The organism is Mitsuaria sp. CC2, from assembly GCF_048957715.1.
Classification (GTDB): Bacteria; Pseudomonadota; Gammaproteobacteria; order Burkholderiales; family Burkholderiaceae_C; genus Roseateles.
On sequence record NZ_JARVXN010000011.1, the window covers coordinates 149812 to 161194 of the forward strand.

Sequence of the window (11383 nt, forward strand, 5' to 3'; positions counted from 1 at the left end):
CTGACCGCATGACCGACACCCACGCTCCCGCGCCCGGCGACCTGCCCGACTTCCGTTCCCGCGACGTGCTGCTGGCCCACGCGCGGCACACGATGGACTTCTACCATCCGCGCTGCATCGACCCGAGCGGCGGCTTCTTCCACTTCTTCAAGGACGACGGCACCGTCTACGACGCGCACCAGCGGCACCTGGTGAGCAGCACGCGCTACGTGTTCACCTACGCGATGGCCTACCGGCGCTTCGGCGACGCGAACTACCTCGACGGCGTGCGGCACGGCGTGCGATTCCTGCGCGAGGCCCATGTCGACGGCGCGCTGCGCGGCTACGCGTGGCTGCTGGATTGGCGCGACGGCAAGGCCGAGGTGCTCGACGGCACGCGCCACGCCTATGGTCTGGCCTTCGTGCTGCTGGCCTACGCGCATGCGGCGATGGCCGGCGTGGACGAGGTCCGGCCGTGGATCGCCGAGACCTTCGCGCTGATGGAGGAACACTTCTGGGACGAGGCCGCCGGCCTCTACGCCGACGAGGCGAGCCCGCAGTGGGACGTGCTGTCGCCGTATCGCGGCCAGAACGCCAACATGCATGCGTGCGAGGCGCTGCTGGCGGCTTTCGACGCGACGGGCGAGCGACGCTACCTGGAGCGCGCCGCGCTCGTGGCGCAGCACATCACCCGCCGCCAGGCCGAGCGCTGCGGCGGGCTGGTCTGGGAGCACTACGACGCGCATTGGCAGCCGGACTGGCTGTACAACCGCGACGATCCGGCCAATCTCTTCCGTCCGTGGGGCTACCAGCCGGGCCACTTCACCGAGTGGACCAAGCTGCTGCTGCAGCTGGAAGCCCGCGCGGAGCACCTCGACCAGGACCTGGCCTGGGTGCTGCCGACCGCCACCAAGCTGTTCCTCGTGGCCGTTCGGCGCGGCTGGGATGCCGAGCATGGCGGGCTGTGCTACTCGCTGGCGCCGGACTTGAGCGTCTGCGATCCGGACAAGTACTTCTGGGTGCAGGCCGAAAGCGCCGCCGCCGCCGCGCGCCTGGCCGCGCGCACCGGCGATCCGGTCTACTGGGACTGGTACCAGCGCCTGTGGGCCTACAGCTGGACGCACTTCGTCGACCACGCGCACGGCGCCTGGTACCGCATCCTCGACGGCGCGAACCGCAAGTACAGCGACGAGAAGAGCCCGGCGGGCAAGGTCGATTACCACACCATGGGCGCGTGCTACGACATCGTCGACGTGCTGGACGGCGTGGGCATGCGGGGTATCGATCAAGGGGCAGGTCATGCGTGATGCGGATGCCCGAGCGACGGCGGATGCGATGACTGACGCCCCCGAACTGCTGTGCCTCGGCGAGGCGCTGACCGACATGCTGCAGCAGGCGCCCGATCAATGGATCAGCCGCGTCGGCGGCTCGACCTGGAACGTCGCCCGCGCGTTGGCGGCGCTGGGGGCGCGAACGGCCTTCGCCGGCGCGGTGAGCCGCGACCTGTTCGGCGACGAGCTGGTGCGGGCGAGCGCCGCCGTCGGCCTGGACACGCGGCTGATGCAGCAGGTCGACCGCGCGCCGCTGCTGGCCATCGTCGAGCAGGGCGAGCCGCCGCGCTACTTCTTCGTCGGCGGCGACAGCGCCGACCTGCACTTCGATCCGGACGCGCTGCCTGACGGCTGGTCCGGCGAAGCGCACCGCGCGCACTTCGGCGGCATCAGCCTGGCGCGCGAGCCGCTGGCCTCGCGGCTGGTCGCGTTGGCCCAACGGCTGAAGGGGCAGGGCGTGCGCATCAGCTACGACCCCAACTTCCGCACCCTGATGGCGCAGGGCTACGAGCCGACGCTGCGCCGCATGTGCGCACTGGCCGACGTGATCAAGGTGTCCGACGACGACCTGCGCGGCCTGTTCCCCGGGCTCGAACTCGACGACGCGATGACGCGGTTGCGCGCGTTCAATCCGGACGCGCTCTATCTGCTGACGCGCGGCGGCGGCGTGGCCTACCTGTCGCGCGGCGACGCGGCCTGCATGGCGCGCGCGCCGGCGGTGACCGTCGCCGACACCGTCGGCGCGGGCGATGCCGCGGTCGCGGGACTGCTGCACAGCCTGCACCGGCATCCGGAACGCCCGCTGCGCGCGCATCTGCACGCGGCGCTCGCGGCGGGCTCCGCCGCCTGCCTGCAGCGCGGCGCCACGCCGCCGGACGCGGCGACCGTCTCGCATCTGTATGACCAGCTTCAAGCGGAAGGGGCGGCCTGACCTTCCATCCCGTCGATCAACGACAACCCCTCCATCCCCGGAGACAAGAGGAGACAACGATGAAGACATCGATCAAGAAGACACCGGTCAAGAAAACAGCGACGAACACCCCGTGGACCCGCCGTGCCTTGCTGGCCACCGCCGCGATGGCGACGATGGCCGTCGTGGCCGGCCCCGCACGCGCGGGCGACCTGGAGGTCCTGCACTGGTGGACCAGCGGCGGCGAGGCGAAAGCCATCTCCGGCCTCAAGGACCAACTGCAGGCCAAGGGCCACAAGTGGAAGGACTTCGCGGTGGCGGGCGGCGCGGGCGACGCGGCGATGACGGTGCTGAAGTCGCGCGCCATCTCGGGCAACGCGCCCACGGCCGCGCAGATCAAGGGGCCGCTGCTGCAGGACTGGGCGGCCGAGGGCATGCTGGCCAACATCGACGACGTGGCCAAGGCCGAGCACTGGGACGACCTGCTGCTGCCGGTGATCAGCAACATCGTCAAGTACAAGGGCCACTACATCGCGGTGCCGGTCAACGTGCACCGCGTGAACTGGCTGTGGATCAACCCCGAGGTGATGCGCAAGGCCGGCGTGAAGCCGCCGACGACCTGGGACGAGTTCTTCACCGCCGCCGACGCGCTCAAGAAGGCCGGCGTGACGCCGTTGGCGCACGGCGGCCAGTCGTGGCAGGACTTCACCACCTTCGAGACCGTGGTGCTGGGCACCGGCGGGCCGGAGTTCTACCGCAAGGCGTTGATCCAGCTGGATCCCGCGAGCCTGAAGAGCCCGACGATGGAGAAGTCGCTGACGACCTTCCGCCGCCTGAAGGCCTACACCGACCGCAACGCGCCGGGCCGCGACTGGAATCTCGCCACCGCGATGGTCATGAAGGGCGAGGCGGCCATGCAGATCATGGGCGACTGGGCCAAGGGCGAGTTCCTGGCCGCCGGCAAGACCGCGGGCAAGGACTTCCTGTGCGTGCCCGCGCCGGGCACGGCCAAGTCCTACACCTTCAACGTCGACTCGTTCGCGATGTTCAAGGTCAAGGGCGACGCCAACCAGCAGGCCCAGCGCGACATGGCCTCGGCCATCCTGTCGCCGGCGGTGCAGGAATCCTTCAACCTCGAGAAGGGCTCGATCCCGGTGCGCAAGGGCGTCAGCCTGGCCAAGTACGACGACTGCGCCAAGGCCTCGGCCGCGGACTTCGCCGAAGCCGGCAAGGCCAATACGCTGCTGCCGTCCATCGCCCACGGCATGGCCGTCCGGGCCTCGGCGGAAGGCGCGATCAAGGACGTGGTCAGCCAGTTCTGGAACAGCGACTCGATCACCCCGGCGCAGGCGATGGATCGGCTGGTGACGGCGTCCAGGACGCAGTAAGCGGGCTTCGCGGGCGAGGCGTTCGCTTCGCCTGCGACGGTGCTTCCGGCGGGCGGCGGGCCAGACTCGGTCCTCCATCCTCCGGAGGCTGCATGGACGAGGTGCTCATCGATACGGTCCGGCCCCACGACGGCGCAGACCGCGCGGACGTGGACCGCTGGCTGTGGGACGGCTACCGGCGCATCGACGCGATGCCCGATTCGCCGCGCCGCCGCCGCGCGCACATGGCCCACGTGCTGGACTGCCAGCACCGTGTGCTCGCACTGATGCCGACGGACGGCGGGGACGCCTCGACCGAGGACCGCGCGCGCCAGCTCGCGGTGATGTCCTACGGCACCGAGCGCTGGCTCGCGCTGCTCGCGCAGGTGCGGCTGCGCCATCGCGACCGCGTCGCGCGTCGCGACTACGTCCTCGAGCACGCGGGCGATCCGCCGTTCCGCGATGCGGACCACGGCGTCGTGCATGTCGTGGACGTGCTCGATCGCGCGGACGCCTTCGCCGACATCGCGCCTTACGTCGATGCGCGCGTCGGCCGACGCGCCCGCGCCGCGCATGCGCTGCGGCTGCTGGAGCCGCGCGTGATCACGGCGGCCGACCTGCGCTCGCCGCAGGAGGCCGCGCTCATCGGCCAACGCGGCCTGTTCGCGCGTCACGACATCGAGCGGGGCACCTGCCTGGGCGTCTACGGCGGACAGCTGCTCGACGAGGTCGACCTGTTCCTGCTGGACGACGACCGCTACCTCATGTCGGCCTCCGATCCCATCGGCTCCGTGGCCGTGAACGGCGAGAACCTGCTGTCGCTGATGAACACCCTGTTTCTCTTCGATGCACAAGGCGTTCCCGCCGGTCATCCGGGCGCTGGCTACAACGTGCGCGGCGAATCCTTCCCGGCGCGCCTGCGTCACGGCTGGACCGCGCGCATCCACGCTTTCCGCGCGTCCGAGGACATTCCCGCGGGCCGCGAGTTGCGCTGGAACTACGACCTCGGCGGTTCGCGCTGACATGACCAAAGTTGCACCACGGGCGAGCACACGCCCGCCCGGATGCCCCATGAACACGCACATCGCGGCCCTTCTGCGCGCCAGGACTCTGACATCCTCCTGACAGCCGTGCGGGAATCCGCACGCATGGCCCGGCCTCGATCGTCACGCCGCCGACATGTGCGCGACAGTCAACGCTGTCAAGGCCTGACCCCCTTGGGGAACGTCCCGAGTTCCCTGGACGTTGTCATGACGCACCCTTAAACTCGCGCCCACTTTCGTGACCCCTTCCTCGCAGGACGCGAGGATTTTCCGGGGTGCGTTGGCGTACGGCGTGCAGGGTCCTGCCGTCGGTGACAGCCATGAAGGGCAAGCTGAAGTGACGAGTCGTTTTCGCTTCGAAGGGTTCGTGCTTGACATGGCCTCGCGCGTCCTCCTGTCGGAGGGCGTGCCCGTGCCGCTCAGCGGCCGGCAGCTGGATCTGCTCGGCGTGCTGGTCGCGCATCGCGGCGCGGTGGTCTCCAAGAACGAGCTGTTGAATCGCGTCTGGCCCGGACAGGCCGTGGAAGAGAACAACGCCGCCGTGCATGTGTCGGCGTTGCGGCGCGCGCTGGGGCGCGACGCCATCGCCACGGTCGCCGGGCAGGGCTATCGGTTCGCGCTGCCGTTGCGGCCCGACGAGGACGCGCCCCGTGATCCGACCGACCGGGCGGTCGAGGCCCCGGCGCCCATCGTGCCCGTCGTGCGGCCTCGTGCGCTGCCCTCCGCGCCGGCGGCGATGCACGGCCGCGGCGCCGATCTGCAGGCGCTGCTGAGCCGGCTGGTGCGTCATCGCCTGGTCACGGTGGTCGGCGCGCCGGGCGTCGGCAAGTCGACCCTGGCGCTGGCCTGCGCGCATGAACGCCGTCAGGCGGCGCGCGACGGCGCGGTGTGGGTGGACCTGCTGCACGGCGACGATCCTTCCGATCCGCTGCCGGCGGTGGCGGCCGCGCTGGGACTGGATCCCGGCATCGATCTGCAGACGCTGCTGGCCCTGCTGCGTCCGATGTCGCTGCTGCTGGTGCTGGACAACGCGGAGATCGCCGGCGCGCGCGCGGCGACCTTCTGCCACGCGGTGCTCGAGAACACCGAGGACGTGGCGTTGATGGTGACGAGCCGCAAGGTGCTGCGCGTGCCCGGCGAACGCGTGCTGCGTACGCCGCCGCTGTCGGTGCCGCCGCCCGGCGCTGGCGTGGACGAATCGCTGATGCACGGCAGCGTCGCGCTGTTCGTCGATCAGGTGCGGGCGCTGGGTCAGCCCTTCGCGCTCGGAACGCACAACGTGGCGCAGGTGACGGGCCTGTGCCGCCGGCTGGACGGCATCCCGCTGGCGCTGCAGCTGGCGGCGGGCCGGCTGGCGATGTTCGGCATCGATCAGCTGTGCGAGCGGCTCAGCGACCGCTACCGGCTGCTGACCCGCGGCACGCAGGCGGGACCGCGCCGGCATGAGTCGCTGCGCGCCTGCATGGACGCGAGCCTGGCGCTGCTGGACGACGTGGAGCAGCTGGTGCTGCGGCGGCTGGAGCCGTTCGAAGGCGGCTTCACGCTGGAGATGGCGACCGCCGCGTTGTCGGACCGGCAGCTCGACGCATGGACGGTGGCGGAGGCGCTGGAAGGGCTGGTGGACCACTCGCTGGTCCAGGTCGACGCGGAGGACCGGCCGCGGTACCGGCTCTTCGACGGCATGCGCGCCTACGGCCTGCTGCTGCTCGAGGAGACCGGCGAGGTCGACATCGCGCGGGGCCAGCATGCGCGCGCGATGAGCCAGCTGTTCGACCGCGCCGAGCGGGCGCTGCAGATGATGCCGGACGCGCGCTGGATCGCGGAGTTCTCGCCGGAGCTCGCCAACGTGCGCGCCGCGCTCGACTGGTGTCTGGAGCATGAGCCGGTGAGGGGGCTGGGCCTGCTCGCACATTCGCGCGCGCTGTTCGAGCTGCTGTCGCTGATGCCCGAATCCGCGTGGCGCCATGCGGCCTACGAGGCCGAGCTGCCGGCGGAGCTGCCGCCGGCGGTGCTGGCGCGGTATTGCATCGATCACGCCGGCCTGCTCGTGCCGCACGATCCCAAGCGGGCGGCGATCTGGTACCGGCGCGGCGTCACGGTGTCGCGCACGGCGGACGATCCGGCGCTGCGGTATCTCGCGCTGTGCCGGCAGGTCGTCGAGGACCGCGAACTGAGCCAGGCCGCGATGCGCTACGCGATGGGCGAGCTGGTCGCGCTCGCCGGCCGGTGCGAGGGCGCGCACGCGGCGCGCCTGAAGCTGTGGGGGCTCGCGGCGCGGGCGCACGTGTGGCGCGTCGAGGGCCAGGCGGACGAGGCCGACGAGGCGATGTGCGCGTCGCTGCAGCTGGCGCAGGAGGTCGGCGCGTCGCGATGGGTGCTGGACGATCTCGACCGGCTCATGAGCCTGCAGGTCGGACACGGCGCGCCGCTGCGGTCCGCGGCGCTGGTGCGCCAGTGGGAGGACGGCGCCAGCCGCGCCAGCGGCATCAACACCGCCAACGGCGAGTTCCTGCAACGCGTGCTCGGTTGCCTGGCGGCCGTGCTGCTCTCGGAAGGACACGTGGAAGATGCGCGCGAGGTGCTGACCGGCCTCGTCGCGCCCAGGTCCCGGCGCGGGGACGGGCAGGGCGAAAGCCCGAGCGAGGCGTTCGAGCGGCTGCTGCCGGTCTTCGCCTGGCTCGCGTTCGAGGAAGGACGCGACCAGGACGCGGCGCGCCTGACGGGGTATGCGGGCCAGGCGTATTCGCCGATCCGGGCGGATCCGCTGCCGCCGTGGGGCAGCCTGGTGCAGCGCATGCGCGCGCGGCTGGACGGCTTCTCGATGGCGCGGCTGCAGGACGAGGGCAGCCGCTGGGACGAACCGCGCGCGATGGTCGCCGCGCTGGCGCGGACGGCCGGCATCGCCGCCTCGTACGGCGACTGACGACGGGCGACTGACGACGGGCGACTGACGACGGGCGGCCCGGCGCTCGGCCCGTGCGAGGGCCACTGAGGAGCGAAGCGGCTCCTTGCCGCGCGAAGCGATCGCGCGGGGACCATGCCCGTACCGGCCCGGGCGTCACGCGAGGGTCACGCGGGCTGTCGAGAGTGGCTGCTGCTCATTGCAGGACCGCTCCCATGACCATCACCACGCCGCCGGCCGGCTTGCCGCCGCTGACGACCAACACCGGCGCGATTGCACTCGATCGGCTCGATCGCGCGCCGACACCCACGTCCCCGGCAACGCCCGGCTCGCCGGCGTCGACCACGGGCGGGGCGACGCCGCCGCGGCGGCTGTCGACGGAGCTCGGCGGCTTGAGCGCACGGCGCCCCGCCGATTCGAGCGCCGGCCCTTCGCGCGGACCCGACTCGGCGCGCGCGCCGCGGCGCTCCCTCGAACAGCTCCGTCGGTCGGCCTCGCCCCAAGAGGACGGCGCGCCGCCGACGGTGCCGTCGACACGCAGCTCGTCTCCCACGCCGACGACGATCGCGCCGGCCACGACCGCGCTGACACCACCCGCAGCGATCACACCCGCAGCGATCACACCCGCAGCGATCACACCCGCAGCGATCACACCCGCAGCGATCACACCCGCAGCGACCACACCTGCGGCGACGACGACCGATCACGGTCATGCCCCGCGCGAAGCGGGCGCGGGCATGTTCTTCCTCATGCAGAACGTGCGCCACGCGCTACCCGTGGCGGGCGTGCGGACGGTGGTGCAGGGCGTCATCGCGCCCGAACTCGCGCGGGCGGTGGCCTCGCATCCGGATGCCGCGCTGGCGGCGCAGACCGCGTTGACGGCCTACTCGCTGGGGCGGCGCATCGTGTCGCAGATCCACAGCGAGAGCAGCGCGCAGGTCGCCAACCAGGCGTTCTCGGGCGACGCGGCGCAGCGCGACAACAGCCTGCCGCGTCGCGTCTGGCAGGGTGTGCAGTCGGCCGGCATCGCGGGCGGCGACTTCGCCGCGCTGGCGCTGACGATCGCCGCGCGCAGCAACCCGGCATTGACCGGCGTGGCCCAGGCCGCGGCGGCGATCCAGGTGATCGCGCATCTGCAGGCGCAGTTCCGCGAGGCGCTGCGTCCCGCCATCAACACCGTGCACGTCGGCAACGGCGACCGCAACGTGGCTCAGCCGCCGGAGGGCCGCAACCTGCGCCAGGCCGATGTGACCTGGGGGATGCGCGGGACTTTCGGCGCCGCCGCGGCCGCGATCGACCTGGGGACGCAGTTGCTGATGCAGCAGCAGCTCGGCGGGCAGCCGGCCTGGCAGGCCGCGCGCGGTCTGGCCGTCCGGGCGGGGGCCATCGCGGGCGCGGGCAACATGCTGACCTCGTCGGTGGAGGATCACCTGGTCGACACGGCGTCCGCGCTGCGCATGCGCCAGACGACGGCGGGCGCCGCTGGGAGCGAATCGCACGTGCGTCACATCCACATCGATCTGCGCAACCCGTTCACCCGCAACGAACTCGGCCGGCAGGCCGAACGCGCCGACACGCGCATCTTCAACACGATGGTGCCGGGTCTCATTGCGCTCGGCGTGGTGCAGGCCTTGCAGTCGACGCTGAGCCAGCCCGGCGTCAGTGCCCCTGAGCGCCAGGCGGCGCAAGCCGGCGTGCATGCGGCGGTCGCGGGGCTGGTAGGCGGCGCGCTGCTCGCGCTGACCGTCGCGTCGTATCAGCTCAACGACACCGTGCGCAGCCGCAATGCCTCGCAGCGCGCCGCGGCGCGAGGCGCGCAGCCCTGAACGTCTTCAGACGTCGAGTCGATACCCCACGCCGTAGACCGTCTGGATGCGCGGTACCGGCGTACCGTCCATCGTGCGGGCGCGGGAGCGCGGGCCGCCCGGGTTCAGCTTGAGCCGCAGCTTGTACACATGCTGCTCCAGCGTGCGCTTGCCGATGTCGCTGGAGCGGCCCCAGATCTCGGTCGACAGTGTCTGCATGCTGACCACACGACCGAGGTTCTCGAACAGCGTCCAGGCCAGCGCGAACTCCCGCGCCGTCAGGCTGACTTCGCGCGCGCCGGTCGACAGGCTCTGCGTCGACGCGTTCAGCGCATACGGTCCCGCGCGCAGCGATGTGGCGCGCACGCCCTCGGTGCGCGTCTGGATGCGCGCGCGCAGCCGATGGATCAAGGGCCCCGCGCCGTCCGCGATCACCGCATAGTCATCCGCGCCGCCCTGCAGCGCGCGCGAGATCCCCACCGAATCGCCCAGGCCCAGCACCACGATCGGCACGTGACGTCCCGCATGCAGTCGCAGCGCGGCCAGCCAGCCGTCGATGTGCGCGTCGTGGTCCTCCAGCAGCACCGCGTCGGCGCCCGGTGTCCGCAACGTGGCGATCAGGCTGCTCAGGTGCGTGTGGGGGGTGGGGTCGTAGCCGGCATCGCGCAGCGCGGCGGCGGCGAAATGTTCCAGCGAGCGGGAGGGGCAGAGGGTGGCGACTTTCACGTGGACCTTGAAAACCGGGGGACGACCACACTGTCGCCAACGCCGGCGTTTCATGTCCTTTACGGAACATTCATTTTCATTTATGCCCCCTCGTTCAGGGGGTGAAAGCGGTTTCAGGCACGCCAACCAAGGTCGTGATCCGACGCACGTAATCTTCGGTCTCGGGGAAGGGCGGCACGCGCTGGCCGAAGCGCTCGACGGCGCCTTCGCCCGCGTTGTAGGCGGCCAGGATCAGGTCCACGCGACCGTCGTAGCGGTCGTGCAGCGCGCGCAGGTGGCGCACGCCGATGTCGACGTTCACGCGCGGGTCCAGCAGGTCGGCGCGCGTGTACACGCCGTAACGCGCCGCAGTCGCGGGCATCAGCTGCATCAGGCCCATCGCGCCCTTGGGCGAACGGGCGTCGGCGCGGTAGCGCGACTCCACGAAGATCAGCGCCGACACCAGTGCCGGGTCGAGGCGGTGGCGGTCGCTGGCCGCGCGCACCAGCGAGGCCATCCCGGCCGGCATCGGCCGTGCGGCGTCGCGCAGGAAGGACGTCAGATCGGGCAGCGGACCGCCCGCGCCCCGCGCGTCTTGTTGAGGACCCTGGATGAGCCGGGCGGCAAACCCGACCCAGGGGGGCGTGTCGTCGGTCGCGCCCGGGCGCAGCGGCGCCACGGCGACGCGCACGATCGTGCAGTCTTCGGCCAGGCCGGGATGGCGCTCGCGGGGATCTTCGATGAGCAGCCGGGTGCTGCCGTCGATGAGCGTGCAGCGGTAGCGGGTCACCTGCTCGGCGGGGCGATCGTTGGCGGCACTGAAACTCGCGGCGCTCGCCACGCTGGTGGCACCGATGGATTGCGCCGTCGCGCCCGCCGCGTTTGCGACGAGCGTCGTCACCGCGGCCAGGCGGAGGAAGGAAACGAACGAACGATCGTTCATGTGGCGCTCCATCGAAGACTGCGAAGGGCGCGACGCTAGGCCGTGAGGAGGCGGGCGGTTTCCCGCGATGCGAAGGGCACGACGACGGGCCGAACGCGCGACGGCCCCTTCGCATCCCACGCAGCGCCTTCGCATGGTCCCGATGCTGCCGGGCGGCCGGTCCCTATGTTCCGCTCCATCGCATCAACGGAGAGCGCCATGACCGCACCGATCGCCGCCAATGTCCCGTCCACGCCGGCCGCCGCCGCCGGACCCACCGACATGCAGCAGATGGAATCGATGATGGCCCAGCGGATGATGATGGGCATCCAGCAGGGCCAGCAGGCCTTGAGCAAGTCCATGACCAAGGTGTCGGACCAGATCAAGGCGTCCATGCAGGACGAGGAATAAGCGCGCCG

General features: G+C 71.4%; 10 protein-coding genes. 7 read left to right on the top strand and 3 right to left on the bottom strand.

What is annotated here, in order from left to right:
• Positions 1 to 8 precede the first annotated feature (8 nt).
• The 5 genes from PV762_RS06595 to PV762_RS06615 all read left to right on the top strand — a co-directional run bounded on the left by PV762_RS06595 (position 9) and on the right by PV762_RS06615 (position 7553).
• Positions 9 to 1286, top strand: coding sequence for an AGE family epimerase/isomerase (locus tag PV762_RS06595; RefSeq protein WP_421034229.1), 1278 nt, complete (start codon positions 9 to 11; stop codon positions 1284 to 1286).
• A 28-nt stretch (positions 1287 to 1314) separates the two neighbouring features.
• Positions 1315 to 2241, top strand: a complete 927-nt coding sequence (locus tag PV762_RS06600) for a carbohydrate kinase family protein (RefSeq protein WP_421034230.1) — start codon at positions 1315 to 1317, stop codon at positions 2239 to 2241.
• 155 nt (positions 2242 to 2396) lie between these two features.
• Positions 2397 to 3608, top strand: coding sequence for an ABC transporter substrate-binding protein (locus PV762_RS06605; RefSeq protein WP_421034444.1), 1212 nt, complete (start codon positions 2397 to 2399; stop codon positions 3606 to 3608).
• A 92-nt stretch (positions 3609 to 3700) separates the two neighbouring features.
• On the top strand, positions 3701 to 4609 hold the full coding sequence (locus PV762_RS06610; RefSeq protein WP_421034231.1) for a hypothetical protein: 909 nt from the start codon (positions 3701 to 3703) through the stop codon (positions 4607 to 4609).
• 397 nt (positions 4610 to 5006) lie between these two features.
• Positions 5007 to 7553: an ATP-binding protein gene (locus PV762_RS06615; protein WP_421034232.1), complete on the top strand. Its 2547-nt coding sequence runs from the start codon at positions 5007 to 5009 to the stop codon at positions 7551 to 7553.
• Between the two features lie 175 nt (positions 7554 to 7728).
• Here the strand turns inward: PV762_RS06615 and PV762_RS06620 are convergent, their stop codons facing one another.
• Positions 7729 to 8199 carry a hypothetical protein gene (locus PV762_RS06620; protein WP_421034233.1) on the bottom strand — a complete coding sequence of 157 codons (471 nt, stop codon included), beginning with the start codon at positions 8197 to 8199 and terminating at the stop codon, positions 7729 to 7731.
• A 70-nt stretch (positions 8200 to 8269) separates the two neighbouring features.
• Between PV762_RS06620 and PV762_RS06625 the strand changes: the two genes are divergently transcribed.
• A complete protein-coding gene (locus PV762_RS06625) occupies positions 8270 to 9358 on the top strand; it encodes a hypothetical protein (RefSeq protein ID WP_421034234.1) in 1089 nt (362 codons plus the stop codon).
• 6 nt (positions 9359 to 9364) lie between these two features.
• Here PV762_RS06625 and PV762_RS06630 read toward each other — a convergent pair whose 3' ends face one another.
• Both PV762_RS06630 and PV762_RS06635 read right to left on the bottom strand, forming a co-directional pair.
• A complete protein-coding gene (locus PV762_RS06630; RefSeq protein ID WP_421034235.1) occupies positions 9365 to 10063 on the bottom strand; it encodes a response regulator transcription factor in 699 nt (232 codons plus the stop codon).
• A gap of 94 nt (positions 10064 to 10157) precedes the next feature.
• Complete coding sequence (locus tag PV762_RS06635; RefSeq protein ID WP_421034236.1) at positions 10158 to 10985, bottom strand: lytic transglycosylase domain-containing protein; 828 nt, start codon at positions 10983 to 10985, stop codon at positions 10158 to 10160.
• A 198-nt stretch (positions 10986 to 11183) separates the two neighbouring features.
• Here PV762_RS06635 and PV762_RS06640 point away from each other — a divergent pair, with 198 nt between their 5' ends.
• Entirely contained in the window at positions 11184 to 11375 is a 192-nt protein-coding gene (locus tag PV762_RS06640; RefSeq protein WP_421034237.1) for a hypothetical protein, read from the top strand.
• Positions 11376 to 11383 lie beyond the last annotated feature (8 nt).

Excerpts from the sequence above, each read along its gene's own strand:
- PV762_RS06600 (WP_421034230.1), top strand. The coding sequence starts at position 1,315 with ATGACTGACGCCCCCGAACTGCTGTGCCTCGGCGAGGCGCTGACCGAC.
- PV762_RS06595 (WP_421034229.1), top strand. The coding sequence starts at position 9 with ATGACCGACACCCACGCTCCCGCGCCCGGCGACCTGCCCGACTTCCGT.
- PV762_RS06615 (WP_421034232.1), top strand. The coding sequence starts at position 5,007 with ATGGCCTCGCGCGTCCTCCTGTCGGAGGGCGTGCCCGTGCCGCTCAGC.
- PV762_RS06610 (WP_421034231.1), top strand. The coding sequence starts at position 3,701 with ATGGACGAGGTGCTCATCGATACGGTCCGGCCCCACGACGGCGCAGAC.
- PV762_RS06640 (WP_421034237.1), top strand. The coding sequence starts at position 11,184 with ATGACCGCACCGATCGCCGCCAATGTCCCGTCCACGCCGGCCGCCGCC.
- PV762_RS06605 (WP_421034444.1), top strand. The coding sequence starts at position 2,397 with ATGGCCGTCGTGGCCGGCCCCGCACGCGCGGGCGACCTGGAGGTCCTG.
- PV762_RS06625 (WP_421034234.1), top strand. The coding sequence starts at position 8,270 with ATGTTCTTCCTCATGCAGAACGTGCGCCACGCGCTACCCGTGGCGGGC.
- PV762_RS06635 (WP_421034236.1), bottom strand. The coding sequence starts at position 10,985 with ATGAACGATCGTTCGTTCGTTTCCTTCCTCCGCCTGGCCGCGGTGACG.